Source organism: bacterium, assembly GCA_040753085.1.
GTDB lineage: Bacteria > UBA9089 > JASEGY01 > JASEGY01 > JASEGY01 > JASEGY01.
The window spans coordinates 1-15,322 of sequence record JBFMHI010000053.1 but is presented as its reverse complement, the minus strand read 5'-3'; the positions used below and the strand labels follow the sequence as shown (position 1 = coordinate 15,322).

At 47.8% G+C, this 15,322-nt stretch carries 14 protein-coding genes; 12 read left to right on the top strand and 2 right to left on the bottom strand.

Translation table 11 applies throughout. From position 1 onward, the window contains the following. Positions 1-399 precede the first annotated feature (399 nt). From AB1797_07260 to pgsA, 8 genes are all read left to right on the top strand, one after another. Positions 400-603 carry a helix-turn-helix domain-containing protein gene (locus tag AB1797_07260; protein MEW5767412.1) on the top strand — a complete coding sequence of 68 codons (204 nt, stop codon included), beginning with the start codon at positions 400-402 and terminating at the stop codon, positions 601-603. Positions 604-628: 25 nt separating this feature from the next. Further along, a complete protein-coding gene (locus tag AB1797_07255) occupies positions 629-832 on the top strand; it encodes a helix-turn-helix domain-containing protein (protein ID MEW5767411.1) in 204 nt (67 codons plus the stop codon). Beyond that, positions 825-2,531 (top strand): ComEC/Rec2 family competence protein, encoded by a 1,707-nt coding sequence (locus tag AB1797_07250; protein ID MEW5767410.1) that lies wholly within the window; start codon positions 825-827, stop codon positions 2,529-2,531. Before AB1797_07255 ends, AB1797_07250 begins: the two co-directional genes overlap by 8 nt. A gap of 324 nt (positions 2,532-2,855) precedes the next feature. Then, on the top strand, positions 2,856-3,038 hold the full coding sequence (locus AB1797_07245; protein MEW5767409.1) for a hypothetical protein: 183 nt from the start codon (positions 2,856-2,858) through the stop codon (positions 3,036-3,038). After that, entirely contained in the window at positions 2,983-3,831 is an 849-nt protein-coding gene (nadC, locus tag AB1797_07240; GenBank protein ID MEW5767408.1) for a carboxylating nicotinate-nucleotide diphosphorylase, read from the top strand. Before AB1797_07245 ends, nadC begins: the two co-directional genes overlap by 56 nt. A gap of 5 nt (positions 3,832-3,836) precedes the next feature. Beyond that, the gene (dnaX, locus tag AB1797_07235) at positions 3,837-5,528 is read left to right on the top strand and encodes a DNA polymerase III subunit gamma/tau (protein ID MEW5767407.1); all 1,692 of its coding nucleotides are present in this window, start codon (positions 3,837-3,839) and stop codon (positions 5,526-5,528) included. Positions 5,529-5,630: 102 nt separating this feature from the next. Further along, positions 5,631-5,942: a YbaB/EbfC family nucleoid-associated protein gene (locus AB1797_07230; protein MEW5767406.1), complete on the top strand. Its 312-nt coding sequence runs from the start codon at positions 5,631-5,633 to the stop codon at positions 5,940-5,942. Positions 5,943-5,959: 17 nt separating this feature from the next. Continuing rightward, positions 5,960-6,703, top strand: a complete 744-nt coding sequence (gene pgsA / locus AB1797_07225) for a CDP-diacylglycerol--glycerol-3-phosphate 3-phosphatidyltransferase (GenBank protein MEW5767405.1) — start codon at positions 5,960-5,962, stop codon at positions 6,701-6,703. Between the two features lie 120 nt (positions 6,704-6,823). Here pgsA and AB1797_07220 read toward each other — a convergent pair whose 3' ends face one another. Continuing rightward, positions 6,824-8,059 (bottom strand): DUF1343 domain-containing protein, encoded by a 1,236-nt coding sequence (locus AB1797_07220; protein MEW5767404.1) that lies wholly within the window; start codon positions 8,057-8,059, stop codon positions 6,824-6,826. Positions 8,060-8,959: 900 nt separating this feature from the next. Between AB1797_07220 and AB1797_07215 the strand changes: the two genes are divergently transcribed. After that, the gene (locus AB1797_07215) at positions 8,960-9,202 is read left to right on the top strand and encodes a DUF2281 domain-containing protein (GenBank protein MEW5767403.1); all 243 of its coding nucleotides are present in this window, start codon (positions 8,960-8,962) and stop codon (positions 9,200-9,202) included. Positions 9,203-9,388: 186 nt separating this feature from the next. Here AB1797_07215 and AB1797_07210 read toward each other — a convergent pair whose 3' ends face one another. Further along, positions 9,389-9,547: a hypothetical protein gene (locus AB1797_07210; protein ID MEW5767402.1), complete on the bottom strand. Its 159-nt coding sequence runs from the start codon at positions 9,545-9,547 to the stop codon at positions 9,389-9,391. An 83-nt stretch (positions 9,548-9,630) separates the two neighbouring features. On the opposite strand from AB1797_07210, the gene AB1797_07205 reads away from it, so the two are divergent. From AB1797_07205 to AB1797_07195, 3 genes are all read left to right on the top strand, one after another. After that, on the top strand, positions 9,631-9,924 hold the full coding sequence (locus tag AB1797_07205; protein MEW5767401.1) for a type II toxin-antitoxin system RelE/ParE family toxin: 294 nt from the start codon (positions 9,631-9,633) through the stop codon (positions 9,922-9,924). Positions 9,925-9,933: 9 nt separating this feature from the next. Beyond that, positions 9,934-10,254 (top strand): HigA family addiction module antitoxin, encoded by a 321-nt coding sequence (locus AB1797_07200; protein ID MEW5767400.1) that lies wholly within the window; start codon positions 9,934-9,936, stop codon positions 10,252-10,254. Positions 10,255-10,327: 73 nt separating this feature from the next. Then, positions 10,328-15,163 (top strand): translocation/assembly module TamB domain-containing protein, encoded by a 4,836-nt coding sequence (locus AB1797_07195; GenBank protein ID MEW5767399.1) that lies wholly within the window; start codon positions 10,328-10,330, stop codon positions 15,161-15,163. Positions 15,164-15,322 lie beyond the last annotated feature (159 nt).

Genomic DNA, 15,322 nt, shown 5'->3' with positions numbered 1-15,322 from the left:
TCCCTGTCCGTTCCATAGGCGGACAACCACAAGGGTTGTCCCTACAACCTAATCACGGACACGACTCCCGGACACGGTTCACGGAAATCCGTGTTTCATCTGTGTGCATCCGTGGCTGAACGGTTACCTATTTTTTAATTCGCAATTCGCAATCCGCGATTCGCGATTAATCCGTAAATGGCTGAAACGATGATCAATGCCCAAAGTTGATGAGCGGTGGGCAGGCAATGCCCACTTTAGATCTACTTAGAGCCAATCCCAAAACCGATCCGAGCCACGACCGTTAAGGAGCGACCACGGGCGCCCTCCATCCCTCGGCAGTTGGAGGTGCCTCCTTTAGCGGCTTTCATCGCCCCGAGGTTTTGAGATAGACTCTTAATAAAAAGGAGTTGATAAACAATGGCTGAAGAAAAAAGACACCCTATGATGACGGTTAAAGAGGTGGCCAAGTTTCTGAGGGTGCATGAGATTACTATTTATCGCATGTGCCAACGCCGGACTATTCCTTGCTATCGTATAGGTAGCAATTGGCGGTTTAATAAGGCCGAGATAGAAAAATGGCTTAAAGAGAATATGAGCGGTGAGGAAACCGCTACGGCTTAACCAGCCAAAAAAGGAGTGGATGACAATGAAGAAGAATCTTCCTGTTATGACCGTTAAGGAGGTGGCTCAATATCTTAGGATGCATGAGATGACCATATATCGAATGTGTCATAGTGGCGACATTCCCTGTCACCGGGATAAATATCTCTGGTATTTTAATAAAGAAGAAGTGGATCAATGGCTCGAGAAAAAAGCGGTCGGGCCCGTAAGCTCTTTGCTCGATGCTTGATGTTCGATATCGAGCATCGAGTATCGAGTATCGAGTAATGACCCCCCTTATCCGCATTACCCTCCTCTATTTACTTGGTATTATCCTTGGCTATTACCTTGATCCTGGCTTACTGCCTCTCTTGTTTACCGCCTTTCTTCTCTATCTCTTTTTAATAGTAATATTCTGGCTAAGATGCGGCCGCTTATTTAGCGGCTTCTCTCTTGTTGGCTTTCTTCTGTTGGGACTAATCTGGTACGAGCTTTTTACCACCAGATCAACCGATACCCTGATCCAGTTTGCCTCATCCGGGAAAATAGAACTGGTCGGGACGATAATAAAAGAACCGGAGCCACGGAGAGAGAAAACTATCCTGAAGATTCGGGTTAAAGAGGTTATCTTGGCCAGCGGAAACATCGAGCATCCAGCATCGAGCATCGAGTATCGAGCATCAAGCATCGAACATCAAGCATCAAGCATCGAGCATCGAACATCGAGCATCGAGCATCGAGTATCCAGCATCGAGCATCGAGCGATTCCGGTTAAGGGTCTCCTTTACACTACGGTGTATAATTGCCCCCTTGATCTTCAATACGGCGACCTGGTCAAGCTAAGAGGGGTCTTGAGGTTCCCCTCGGCAGGGAAGCAGTTTAATATGCGGACTTATCTGGCGCGGTCCGGAATCCATACGGTGATGACGATCAGGGAACCTGAGGGAGAAAGGATAAGTAAGCTGGGGCAGGGGGAAATTAATAGGTTCTGGCAGGTAGTCACAGCTATTCGTCAGCAGGTAGCCGGCCTTATTGATTGCCTTCTTCCATCTCTGGAAGGCAGCCTCCTAAAGGGCCTGCTTCTTGGCCAGCGGGAGACTCTTCCCATTGGACTCTATCAGGTCTTTATCGAATCCGGGGCAGTTCATGTCCTGGCCGTGTCCGGGCTTCATGTTGGCCTTATCGCCTTTATTGTCTTTGGCCTGCTGAGATATTATCTTCTGTGGAGATACCGCCGATTATCAGCCGGCCTGACCATTCTGGTGGTTATCGGTTACTGTTTTATAGCCGGAGCCAGACCCTCGGTGATTCGGGCCTCGATTATGGCCTCGGCTACCCTGCTGGCTATGGTTTTAGGCCGGGAAAATCCTCTTTACAATGGTCTTGCCCTGGCGGCCTTTATTCTTCTGGTAATCAACCCTTCTTTCCTCTTTGATGTTGGCTTTCAACTTTCCTTTATGGCTACCCTGGCAATTCCTCTTTTTACTCCCATATTTACGCTTATGTTAAAGCCGGTCATTCCTTATCAGCGACTGAGGCTGCTTTTTGTCGTTTCTTTAGCTGTCTGGGTAGTCTTGTGGCCTGTGTTGGCCTTTTATTTTGGTCGAGTGCCTCTCATTGGTATTCTGATCAACCCCATAGTTGTTCCCTTAGTCGGGCTTATTTTAGGTTCAGGACTGACCCTTCTGGCCATAGCTCCTTTAAGCCTTAGCCTGGCCAAACTGGCTGCCCTGCCTACTCTCCTGGCCCTAAAGGCCCTCATTTGGACGGTCTTAGCGGCCTCCACGCCCGCCTGGGCCAATCTTCAGTTTACCCTTTCCTCATGGCCGGTTATTTTAGGGTATTATCTACTCCTGGGTGGTATAGTTTTTGTTCATCGGAAATACTACGCGGAGAAGGAGGTGCTGAGAGCTGAGAGGTCTCTAAACCCAGAGGCCCAGAGGATCTAAAAAAGACACCCGTTTATCGAGACTCTGTGTCTCCCTAATAAATCAGGCTCTAATTATACCAGCAGATTTAACTTCTGGCAAACAAATTTGTTTTGTAACTATTCAGCCAAAAAAACCAGACTCCTTTTTACCACGAAGACACAAAGAGACTAAATTCATAAAATTAATTCGGCCTGAAAAATCGCTGATTTATCGGGGTGAGTTGGTAAACAATAACGACGCCTGGTAACCGCTTCAGCGGTTTCTATGGCTCCTGAATGATTGAAATTTTGAGGCGATTGCCCGGCGGCATATTTCAGAAAAGCTTGACAAAATTTTATAGATATGATACAGTATCTGCTTAGCGGCGATGCTCGATCCTCGATCCTCGATGCTCGATGCTCGATGCTCGATGCTCAATCCTCGAGGCTCGAGCCTCGAGGATTGTTTGATTGCGGCGGGAGACCGCGGTATGGGATTTACAGACTATTTATGGTTAAGACCTATTATTACGGCCGCCTTAGCTGAAGATATCGAGCACGGGGATTTGACGACCCGGCTATGCGTTAGAGAAGATATTGAGTGTCAGGCCAGGATTTTTTCCAGAGAAAAAGGAATAGTCGCTGGACTGGAGGTGGCTAAGGCTGTCTTTAAGGAGATAGAACCTGAGCTGGCCGTTAGGCTTAAAGTGAAAGAAGGCAATAGGGTTAAAGAAAACGAGCTGGTCGCCTCTCTTGAGGGACCAGCCAGGGGTATCCTGACGGCAGAACGAACAGCCTTAAATTTTCTGGGAAGGTTATCCGGAATTGCCACCCTCACTTCTGAATTTGTTAACAAGGTTGAGGGCTTGGGCGTCAAAATCTTTGATACTCGAAAGACTACGCCGGGACTTCGTGCCCTGGAAAAATACGCGGTCAGAGTTGGAGGAGGCTACAACCACCGTTTTAGTCTGAGCGATGGGATTCTGATCAAAGACAATCACCTCAAGGTATCAGGAGGAATTGAATCGGCCGTAGAACTTGCCAGGTCCGAAGGTCCCTGCCTGCTTAAAATAGAGGTAGAGGTAGAGACCATAGAAGAAGTTGATGAGGCTGTTTCGGCGGGAGCAGATGTTATCCTGTTAGACAATTTTACCCCTGAGAAATTGAAAGAGGCCGTGGTCTTGGCCAGGCAGAAAAATTCTCATATCCTTCTTGAGGCCTCAGGGGGAGTCACCCTTGAGACAGTGGATACCGTAGCCCGCTCTGGGGTAGATATGATTTCTATCGGCCATCTGACCAGTTCGGCTAAGTCAATGGATTATAGTTTGGAGATAGACTAATTACCATGTCCTACATAGTTCTGGCCCGAAGATGGCGGCCTAAGGTATTTGAAGAAGTAATCGGTCAGTCCCATGTAACGACTACCCTGACCAATGCCTTACATCAGGAACGGATTGGACAGGCATATCTCTTCACCGGCCCCCGGGGGACAGGGAAGACAAGTATTGCCCGTATCCTGGCCAAAGCGGTTAATTGTGAGACCGGGCCGACTCCTAAACCCTGTATGAAGTGTCGGGCATGTCTGGGAATTTCCTCCGGCCAATGGCTTGATGTCATTGAAATTGACGGGGCATCCAATAGGGGTATAGATGAAATCAGAGACCTCAGGGAGAGGGTTAGGTTGGCTCCGGCGGCATCAAGGTATAAGATTTATATCATTGATGAAGTTCACATGCTGACCAAGGAGGCCTTTAATGCCCTTCTAAAAACCCTGGAAGAACCTCCCTCTCACGTCATCTTTATCTTTGCCACCACCGAGCCTCACAAGGTGCCTCAAACTATTCTCTCTCGATGTCAACGATTTGACTTCAGACGGATAGGGGCCGGACAAATTGTTGATCAGCTTAAGCAAATGGCTGCCTCGGAAGGGATTGAAGTTGAGGAAGGAGCCTTAGTCCTTATTGCCCGGCAGGCCTCAGGCAGCCTCCGGGATGCTCAGACTATCCTTGACCAGGTCATCTCCTACCGTAATGAAGGTCCGATCAAAACAGAAGATGTTACGACGGTCTTAGGCCTGGTCAACTTTGATATACTGTCTAAATTTTCAGCGGTAGTAAGTCAATCTGATCCTTCTGCCGGACTTAGATTAGTCTCTGAAGCAGTTGAGGCCGGGGTAGACCTGAACCAACTGGTAAGGGACCTAATGGGATATTTCAGGGATGGGTTGCTCCTTAAAACTGATCCGAAGGAAGGAACCAGGTTGGTTGATTTGCCTGATTCTGAACTGACATCACTAAAGAAGCAGATAGAACAGCTATCATCTGAGGAGATATTAAAGGTCATTGAGCTATTAAAAGAGTGTAACGAAAAGATGAAGTGGTCATCTCAGGCCCGGTTACTTTTTGAACTGACCGTCCTAAAGATGGCCAGGGTAAAGCAGGAAATACCTCTAATGGAAATATTGAACAGATTGGAAAAATTGGAGTCACGAGTTGTTCCCACCAATGGAAGTCGAGAATTCATTCCCGATCAGGGAATTAAGATATCCTCTCCTATGATGGATTATGAACTTAACGGCATACCTCTTCAGACTGATCAAACTCCGTCCTCTTTACCCTCTGATGTTACCATCTCGGATTCGAGTGAAGCCGCCACCATCTGGTCAAGAATTATTAGCCAGGCTACCCAGAAAAAACCTTCCCTGGGAAGTTGTCTGAGCAGTGGAAAAATGGTCGAGCTTAAAGGAGATGACCTAGTAATAGGCTTCAGTGAAGAAAATTCCTTTCAGGCCAAAACGGTTGACCGAAAGGACTACCGAAAGATTATTGAAGGTGTTGTCAAGCAAATACTTGATCGAGACATTAATTTAAAGATTATCTCCATTAATGGCCAAACTTCGCCGGGGAATTTTACTTCTGATAAACCCGCCAAACAACCTCAGTCTTTCTATCATATCACAGATATGGAGCCGATAGTGGGACGGGCCCTGGAGATATTTGAAGGGGAGATAATAAAGACAATAGGCAGCAAGCCGTAGGTAGTAAAGGAGTAAGCACTAAGTCGTAGATTCGGTGGTTGAATCAAGATATTGAGGGCATTGTTCATCTCGAAATCCGAAATCAAATAATGGAGGTGTATGATGAAGGGTATGAAAGATATCATGAAGCAAGTTCAAAAGATGCAGTCGAAGATACTCCAGATACAGGAGGAATTAGCCGCACGGACCGCTACCGCCAGTGCAGGGGGTGGGATGGTAACGGCCACAGTCAATGGACAAAAGGAGGTTGTGGAGATAAAGATTGATCCGGAAGTGATTAACCCGGATGATGTAGAGATGCTTGAAGACTTGATTCAAGCGGCGGTCAATGAAGCGATGACCCGGGTTTCTGAAATGGTTGAAGATGAAATGAAGAAAATCACCGGCGGTCTTAATATTCCGGGGCTGTTTTAATCAAAGCTCGATGCTCGATGCTCGATGCGGGATGCTCGATGCGGGTAAAGGATTTAGTCTCCAGTCTTCAGTATCGAGTCTCCAATATCGAGTATCGAGCATCCAGCATCGAGGATCGAGCATCGAGGATGGCGGGAGGCCGCGCTATGCACCTAGCCAATAAATTAACCCTAACGAGGATTATCCTCATCCCTCTTATTATTATCCTTTTGACTCAGGAAAATATCTACGTCCGATTTCTAACCTTATTCACCTTTATAATTGCCGCTATAACCGACCTTTATGATGGAATACTGGCCAGACGTGAGCAAAAAGTTACTACCTGGGGCAAACTGATGGACCCTTTAGCCGACAAACTACTTACCTCGGCTGTCTTCATTTCCTTTGTCGGCATGCCGGAACTCCATATACCGGCCTGGATGGTCTTTCTTATTATTACCAGGGAGTTCCTGGTTACCGGTCTCAGGATGCTGGCCCTCTCTGAAGGGACGGTTATTACTGCCGGCGGCGGAGGAAAGGCTAAGACCACCTCTCAAATGGTGGTCATTATTGCTATTTTTCTCATCCTCTTAATAAGGTCTTATCTGCAAACCTTCCTTAATCTTACCCCGGCCGATATGCTGGACAGAGGCGGCTGGAGTCGATATTTGTTCTGGACTATCGAAGCCGGTCCTTACCTGTTGATGTTGATTACTACTCTCCTTACTGTCCTCTCCGGATTAAACTATTTAATAAAGTATAAGAAGCTCATCTGGGCGTAACCGTTCACCTCACCACGGAGACACAGAGACACTGAGAAAAATCTATCTGTGATGAACGATTACATCTGGGCTTGAATCAACGAGGTCGGTATCCGGTATCCGGTCGCCTGGTGGGGGAACTTAATCGTAAAGCAAATATGTCCTTCTGGTCATCAGAAACCGGCTCTTTTCATCCAGCCAGAAGGCCATAATTGTTTCCACGGGACATCCTGCCTCCAGTTGCTGCCGGACCTGGTCGGTTCCGATCAGTCGATCAAAAAAGTAGGTGCCCTCCCGTTTCGACCAACTAAATTTGGTTTCGTAATCTTTCTTAATAAGGGCGAGTATATTAAGCCCTGTTCTAATCGAGTCGATGCTTTCACGATCAAGCACTACTATCTTTACGCCGCTGCAATTTACCTCGGTGTATTTGGATCGGGTCGGTCTGAAAAAAGCAGGCCTAAATCTTACCCCGGGAAGAGCTAAGGAGTTTAACCCTTCGGCCAGTCTTTTCCCATCCAGCCAGGGGGCGCCAATTAACTCAAAAGGTGTCGAGGTGCCTCTTCCTTCAGAGACATTGGTGCCTTCAAAGAGGCAAGTTCCAGGATAGAGGATAGCAGTATTTAATCCTGGCATATCCGGAGAGGGAGGTATCCAGGGAAGACTGGTTTCATCAAACCACATCTCCCTCTTCCAGCCCTCAACTTTAACTACTTCCAACTCGGCTCCGATTTCATATTTCTGGTTGAAAAGCAAGGCCAGCTCACCAATGCTCATGCCGTATCTTATCGGAAGGGGGTAATATCCGACAAAGGACCTAAATTTAAGATCAAGAATATTTCCTTCTACCCTTTTGCCGGTTATAGGATTAGGACGATCACAAACCACAAAGGGAATGCCCTCTCTGGCTGCGGCTTCCATAGCCAGACCTAAGGTGGTAATATAGGTATAATAGCGGACACCAATATCCTGAATATCAAAAATCAAGAGGTCGATTCCGGACAGCATCTCCGGCGTTGGCTGCTTGTGATCTCCATAAAGGCTGTAAACAGGCAATCTTTTAGAAGGATCAAAGGCAGAGTCAACCGGAATGCCATCCAGGACATCGCTTTTTAAACCGTGTTCAGGAGAAAAGAGGGCCGTTAGTTTCCAATCATCTCTGGCCCACAGAATGTCTATGTTTCTTCTTTCCTTTTCATCCACCCCGGTGATATTGGTAATGAGGCCAATAGACCGACCCTTAAGTATATCTGATCTTTCTTCTAAAAGACAACTCAGCCCAGGCCTTATCGGATGGCGGATGGCGGCGGATGGCGGATTACTTTCTGGGTTCTGGACTCTGGACTCGGTGCTCTGTTTGTTTATTCGCTGCTCCACCTTGAAGCTCCCTTCTTTTCCGCCTTGGAGCGGAAGACTGAAGACTGAAGGCTATTGAACTTCAGTCTTCAGCCTATCCACCTTGATTGGTAAATGGCCCAAACGATGAACAAGGCTTAATATTAATGTAACTATTCAGCCACAAAGACACGAAGATTACAGAAGCCAATAGGCAATAGGGTATTCTTCCCTATTGGCTATTGGCTTAGTGGCTGAATAGTTACGTATTATAACAGAATGGGGAGGAGTTGTCCAGCATAAATTTTGAGGCGATTGTCCTGAGGCAGAATATGACCTGATGGAAGCATTAACAGCCTTCTTGATTTCCTTCAATGTCATCCAGTAGAGCCTATTCCAAAACTTTCGCCGCGCCTCAGGTGCTTGGACACCAGGAGTCGGCCAGACTTCTGGTGTCTAGGATCTTGGGATAGGCACTTAGAAAGCTTCTCCCCCGAATCTCGCCAAAAAAATATTGACAACATTATTATCTTTTGTTAAAATATAAATGTATAAATGATGATCGTAACTATTTAACTTACTTTAATCAACTTGACAAGGCACTAGTGTCTTGTCAAGCTTGCTTTAATGGGTTCGTCTTTTGTAAGGGTAACCCTTATGATTGCTTATTTGGGTAATTATTTAACCCTTCGGCATAAAGACAAGCTCTAACAGATAACTTCTATCTTGACAAGGCTGTAGGGGCACGTTGCAACGTGCCCCTACAGTAAGGGCGATTCGCGAATCGTCTGTGCAAAAGGAGGAGGTAGGGGCGAATAATTATTCGCCCCTACTAAAGAGACTCTACCCATAAATACTAACGTGACAAGTAAATACTAACGTGACAAGGCACTAGAGTAACATGATATTGTGGTCAAAGAGAAGTCGGAGGTAAGATAAAAAATGGAAACTTCTGATATTCTTAAAGAGATGGCTTCTTTGCCAATAGAAGCACAGAAACAAGTCGTTGATTTTATAGCTCTTCTGAAAACACGTTATTCTAAGGGGAAGGTTATCCCAAAGACCAAGCGAGTCATATTGTCGGATGAACCATTTATAGGCATGTGGCGGGGACGTGAAGATATGCGGGATAGTACAGCATGGGTACGCAGTTTGCGGCGTCGTGAATGGGAGAGTAATTTGTGAACACATTAACCATTGTTGAGAACGTTGGATGCCTTGCATTTGGGAGTTTTCAGTAGTCCGGTGAATAGTCAGTAATTAGCCGGTCTGCCTCGAATAAACGGTCAGTCGTTACACCTCTCATTACCAAAACTAACTCCCCTCGGGGAGAGTTTCTCCCGAATCGAACCATGTAAGCTTATCAGAGAGTCAATTAGGTCCTTGGCCGATTCCTGCTCTATCATTGGCGGCCTTACCCTGCCCTGAGCAAGTTATACTATTAGCCGCCATATTTACGTTGTCCGCCAGAATGTTATGATTGCGGATTTCGGATTGCGGACGGAAGATTTTAAATCCGCCATCCGCCATCCAAAATTTGTTAGACCGCCATACATGCTTGGCGAACTCTACGACTGCTTGCAATGAGATGACCGTGCTGCTATCATGTTGCTATGATACAATCATTCAAGAACGATGGTACTGAAGACGTCTTCAACGGAGAGAACACGAAAGCCGCCAGAAGGACATGTCCGGAAGCGGTCTGGAAAGCAGCCATGCGCAAACTCGATATGCTTGATTCGGTCACTGCCCTTCGAGAACTGCGAGTTCCGCCGGGCAATTGCCTGGAAATGTTGACTGGTGACCGACAGGGGCAGCACAGCATTCGGATCAATGAGCGATACCGCATTTGCTTCGTTTGGACAGAGTCGGGACCTGACCAAGTTGAGATTGTGGACTATCATTAGGAGGAGATCATGATTCGTATACCTACGAACCGGGCGCCGACGCATCCCGGAGAGATGCTCTTGGAGGAATTCCTGAATCCGATGAGACTGACGCAACGTCAGATGGCAAACGCCATTCATGTTCCCTACCAACAGATAAACGATATTGTCAATCAGCGTAGGGGCATGACACCAAGGATAGCTTTGCGCTTAGCAAGGTTCTTCGGGACGAGTGCCGATTTCTGGATGAATGTGCAGCTTCGGTGGGACTTGTACGTTGCGCAGCGGGCAGAGACAGAGGAGTTGAAGGCCATAAAGCCGTACTTGCGCCTTACCCATGCCATAGGATAGGATGAACAAGGTGGTCTAACGGCGTATCGGCTCATCGTGGGCGTTGGGCTGCGGCTGGAGGCGGCGCTACCCTATGAAAAAGAAAATTGTTTTACTTTTAATCATTATCGGGCTGGGGTGTCTTTACTTAGCCTGGCATAAAGGACTCTTTTACGAACCCATCAAGGGGCAAATTGTCTCTCAATTAGAGGCTGAAACCGGGGCTGAGGTAACCATTGGTGACATAGGCGGTGGATTTTTTGACCACTTGATCCTCTATCGGGTTCGTTTTGTGCAGTCCTCTCCTGAAGGAGAGGCATCCGTAATAAGCATCGATCGAGTCGCTTTGAGATTCAGCCTCTGGGAGATAATTAGGGCCAGGGGGAAGTGGTCTCCTCGTTGGCTGAATGAAATCCGTCTTCTTCGACCGAAGGCGGAACTTAACCTGAAGGAGACTAAACCCGAGGTTGATTGGGAGCAACGGTGGGCAGCCGTGATTAATCTCACCTCCTTTAGAGTCCGGGTGCAGAAGGGCGAACTTGATCTATTCGACCCGGTCAGGAACTTCAGTTTACCCCTCAGAGGAATTGAGGCCAAAATCGAACCCCGGCATACAGGGGACAGAGACCAGAAGTCAGAGGTCAGAGGTCAGAAGGGAGCCTTCAGGAGGGTAAGAATCAACCCTCAGAAAGGAGAGGAGCTTAAAGACACGACTACCCTTGTGCTTACCGCTACCTGCTCCTTAGGCGAGGCCACCAAACCACCTCAGATCAAACTATGGGGAAGAGCGACATTGAAAGACCTTAACTGGAAGGCAGAGATAGACACGGTTGACCTGGCTGCTCTTTTCAGAGCCCGGATCCCAGAGGGGAGCCTACCCTCGGCCACGCACCCTCTGCCATCCCTAATTGCTAATCTGCAATCCGTTAGTGGCGTCATCAAAGGCAACCTGGCGGGCCAGGTAGAACCCGCCGCTCAGGAATTAAAGTTGGCTAACTGCAATGGGAGACTGGAGCTCAAAGATGGAGAAGTAATTCTGGGGAAACCGAGAGAAAAGATAAAAGAGGGGGAGGTGATTCTGAGGGCTCAGGATGAGAAGATAACTGATGTGCGTGGGAGCTTTAAGATTTCTTATGCCTTATCGCCACCTGCCACCCGCCATCCGCAATTGGCCGCCAATCTTGCCTTTACGGCTCGAGAAACCCCCTTTAAACTCCAGGGAGTCATTTTTAATTCAATGGAAGAAATACAGCTAAAAGCGGCGTCAGAGCAAGTTACATGGAATAAATGGATGCCTGCTCAGGTAAAAGACCTTGATGTCGTCAGCCCTTTCTCCTTTGAGGGGTCTATTAAGATTAAACCCTCTTTCCTCATCAGCGGAGAGACCGCTCTGTCTTCCCTGAGTCTTAATCAGGGCAAGACGATCCTTCCCAGGCTTAAGGCAAACTTGAGGTATCAATCCAACCGGCTTAACCTCATCCGTCTCAAATGGGGTGAGGGGTATCTGGCTCAAGGGGAGCTAAATTGGGAGGGGGTTCCTTCCGGCTATCTTACCCTGGAGGCCAAAAACGCCCCACTCTGGCCCCTTATGAAACTCTCCAGGCTTGACTTAGGCCAGTCTACCTACCTTGATGGCGTCTTGAGGATCAAGGGTAATCCCACCGCTCCAGAATATGAAGGGAATTTTATCCTGGCCAATCTCTTAGAAGGGAAAGGCCGCCTGGCTTTTAAGGGGGAAGGGAAATACCTTCAACTTGTCTCCCTCAAGATAAATCAGGAAAAAGGAAGGCTCGAATTTGAAGGGGGGATTTCAGCCGGCCAGGATCAAAGCCGAAGCGGCCGGCTGACTATCTTAGCTGACCAATTCCGGGTTGGAGCGAACCGGGTGTCATCACAATTTGATATTTCAGGAGAATTCGCTCCAGATGTATTTGCCGGCCATTTTAAATGGGGGGATAGTATCATAAATTCTACCTCACTGGGAGGTATGGAGGGAAGAATAACCTACCGGGAGGGACGATGGAATCTTTTTACCCAAAAATCGGAGAACCATCTGTTTATTGACGGGGGGCTGGGATTTAAGGGAGGATTAGGACTCGATCTCAATCTTACTCTTCGGGGGGTCAGGCTCGATCAAGCCGCCGGCCTCCTGGGACTTAAGGCGCCCGGGGGAGGAGAAGTGCATGGCCTGGTAACAGTAAAAAGAGATAGAGGCAAACTTAGCTACGGGGGGGAAGATTTAAGAATAGAGAACCTGGCCGGTAAATACAAAGGCCATTTGAGCCTGGCCGGCAATGAAAAGGGTTTGACCCTGGCCTCGGCGACTCTTTTACTTTCTGAGCAAAGTCGGCTCTCCTTTCCTGGTTACATTCGCTTGGCCAGGCCATCGACCTTCAGTTTTAAAATCACCGCCAGCAATCTGGCCGGCCTTAATGGCCAGGGCAGGTTTGAAGGCCAAATTGATCAGGGGACAGTTACAGGCAAGCTCTCTGGTTTTGAAGGAGATTTAAAAGGCCTGGCCCTCTCTGAAGGTGAGTCTTCCCTTAACTGGGCTAAGGACAAAAAAATAGTGATAGGCCCATCCACTCTCAAGATTGGCCAGGGGGGGAGGCTTTCTACCTCTGGGACAGGGCTGACGGAAACAGCGGCTATTGATTTTTCCTTGACTGGTCTTACCTGGCCGGAGGCCGCTGTCTTTTTCCCTCAATTTGAGACCTGGAAGGGAGATTTCAGTCTGGACGGAAGGATAGCAGGCGGGTGGCTTCATCCGGAATTAACTGCCTCCCTTAAAGGGATACAGAATGGGCAGAGAGTTAAAGCCGACTTTAGATGGGCCGCCAATAAAATAGAGATTCAATCCCTGCATATAGACCACTCCACGGCTAAAGGAGAAATCGATCTTTCCTCTAAACCAGCCAAACTTAAAATCAATCTAATGTTGGAGGGCACCAGCCTTTCCACCTTGACTGCCCTTGGCTGGCCAGAGGCCCCCAAGGCAGCGGGAACAGTTAAAGGCAAAATAGATGTCTCCGGCTCGATAAGCCAGCCTGAGGTAAAGGGAGATATATCCATAACCGATTTGATTACTCCCGCGTTTTCACTCCAAAAGGCCGAGGGAGGATTTACCTTCCTTAACCATCACCTTTCTATTCCAGGATTTAATTTGACACAAGACGAGGAAAGCACAGCCATTATTCAAGGAGAATTTGACCTGGCTTCTCCGGGAAGAGTTCAGTTTGGAGCCCAAACTAAAGAAATAGAGGTGGCCAGGGTGACCCTGGGGGGTAAGCTGAGTTTTATGGGGGAAAGCAAGGGGGAAGAAGATATTTCCTGGACAGGAAAACTGAAGGCCGAAGACCTGGTGATAAACCGGGAATATAATTTTGAGAAATTGACCTCAGAGGTGGTTTACCACCCGGGAAAAGGCTGTTACTTTTCCTTAGTTGAGGGAGAAAACGGGCTTTCAGGACAAATAGATTTTTCCACTGACCGGATAAGAATAGAAAGACTGGGGCTTTTAAGGTCGGGGCAAAAATTGATTGAAACTAAAGGCTGGGTGGACCCTTCCCACCAACAGCTTGATCTTAGTCTCAGGATGGATGAAATAGACCTGGGGGGGCTGGTCGGCTATATAAAGCTGATAAGTAAAGCTGAGGGAAAAAGCAGTGGTTGGCTCAGAATCAGTGGGACCTTCGATGACCCTGAGCTGGCCGGAGAAATGCAGGTTAAAGAAGCCAGCTTCCAGACCCCAGTGTTTAAAGAGCGAATCAGGCAGCTTGAGGCCGAGTTGCGGATTCATGATAATGCCTTAATCATTGATTCTCTCAAGGCAATGGTCGGAAAGAGCCAATTGATGGTGGAGGGAGCCAGGGGAGCTACCCCGGAACGACTCGATTTTACTATTCACAACGTAAAAGAACCCCTGCCAGTTCTTATCCCGGGATTCCTGGAAGGAGAAGCGGATATTAATCTAAAGATCACCGGCAGCCTGAATAGGCCGGTCTGCGCCCGGGGGTCGTGGATCAAATTAAGCGAGACCAGATTTACCTACCCCCTTAAGCCTGGCTCCCCGGCTGGAAGTATGGGCTTTGTTGGAAAGATCAGGTGGGAGGGACTGAAGGTTATCGCCGGTAAAAAAGTCAGTTACTATAATGACTATGTGGATGTTGAGATCGAAAAAGAGGGGTATCTTGAGTTTATCGGGCAGATGGCCGTTGATCTGGATGTGGTCGGCCAGGCCTCAGCCAGACGGGGAAGGTTTGAATACCTGGGCACCGAGTTCCGGCTAAAAGAGGCTAAAATGAAATTTGAAGAAGGCGAGGGATTCCCATATCTGACCGGAACAGCCGAGGCCGAGGTGGGAGGAGAACGGATCATCCTGGCCTATGACGGCGAACTTTTTGGCGCCGAACCTGCACTTACTGCCCCGGATAGTTTTCCGCCCAAGAGCCGGCAGGAGATCGTCCAACTCTTGAGAATGGGAAGAGATTATCAGGAATTAGGTGAAGCTGATATGGAAGCCCTCCTGCAAATAGGTCTGTCCAGACTGGTTGGCCAGACCTTAGACGCCAGCCTGATTAACCCCTTGGAGAGACAGTTATCCACTGCTCTGGACATTGATATTGACATCAAGCTGCCGATGGAGGAGATATTTCTGCCTGAAGAGAAAAAATTAATGGCCCAGGGAGAAGAAAAAAAGAAAGTAGAGTTCAATCTGGGCAAATATATTGCTGAGGATTTGTATTTCACCTACAGGGGAATAGTCAAGTCACAACAAGAACGCAAAGGACTCGGTCTCGGGCTGAGGCAGGAATTTGAGCTGGATTACTATCTGGGCCAGGGAGAATCAATTAAGTATCAATATCGACCGGAGGACCAACTGGATAAGGAGGAGCATCGGATTATGTTAAAAAAGGAATTCAGGTTTTAGGAGGACATGGGGGACGGTGGTGTAGAAAGCAAAATCATCTTCATCTTTTGGTCAGAACAGGCGTTGTGTCGTTGTCTTCTGTAATGAGGAAGTTAATGACCGGATATGCGGTGAACTTCAACAAGAGACATAAAAGACATGGGTATTTATTCCAAAATC

What these genes read in the sequence shown, in the direction of transcription:
- AB1797_07260 (MEW5767412.1), top strand. Translation starts at nt 400, where the DNA reads ATGGCTGAAGAAAAAAGACACCCTATGATGACGGTTAAAGAGGTGGCC.
- AB1797_07255 (MEW5767411.1), top strand. Translation starts at nt 629, where the DNA reads ATGAAGAAGAATCTTCCTGTTATGACCGTTAAGGAGGTGGCTCAATAT.
- AB1797_07250 (MEW5767410.1), top strand. Translation starts at nt 825, where the DNA reads ATGCTTGATGTTCGATATCGAGCATCGAGTATCGAGTATCGAGTAATG.
- AB1797_07245 (MEW5767409.1), top strand. Translation starts at nt 2,856, where the DNA reads ATGATACAGTATCTGCTTAGCGGCGATGCTCGATCCTCGATCCTCGAT.
- nadC (MEW5767408.1), top strand. Translation starts at nt 2,983, where the DNA reads ATGGGATTTACAGACTATTTATGGTTAAGACCTATTATTACGGCCGCC.
- dnaX (MEW5767407.1), top strand. Translation starts at nt 3,837, where the DNA reads ATGTCCTACATAGTTCTGGCCCGAAGATGGCGGCCTAAGGTATTTGAA.
- AB1797_07230 (MEW5767406.1), top strand. Translation starts at nt 5,631, where the DNA reads ATGAAGGGTATGAAAGATATCATGAAGCAAGTTCAAAAGATGCAGTCG.
- pgsA (MEW5767405.1), top strand. Translation starts at nt 5,960, where the DNA reads ATGCTCGATGCGGGATGCTCGATGCGGGTAAAGGATTTAGTCTCCAGT.
- AB1797_07215 (MEW5767403.1), top strand. Translation starts at nt 8,960, where the DNA reads ATGGAAACTTCTGATATTCTTAAAGAGATGGCTTCTTTGCCAATAGAA.
- AB1797_07210 (MEW5767402.1), bottom strand. Translation starts at nt 9,547, where the DNA reads ATGGCGGATGGCGGATTTAAAATCTTCCGTCCGCAATCCGAAATCCGC.
- AB1797_07205 (MEW5767401.1), top strand. Translation starts at nt 9,631, where the DNA reads ATGATACAATCATTCAAGAACGATGGTACTGAAGACGTCTTCAACGGA.
- AB1797_07200 (MEW5767400.1), top strand. Translation starts at nt 9,934, where the DNA reads ATGATTCGTATACCTACGAACCGGGCGCCGACGCATCCCGGAGAGATG.
- AB1797_07195 (MEW5767399.1), top strand. Translation starts at nt 10,328, where the DNA reads ATGAAAAAGAAAATTGTTTTACTTTTAATCATTATCGGGCTGGGGTGT.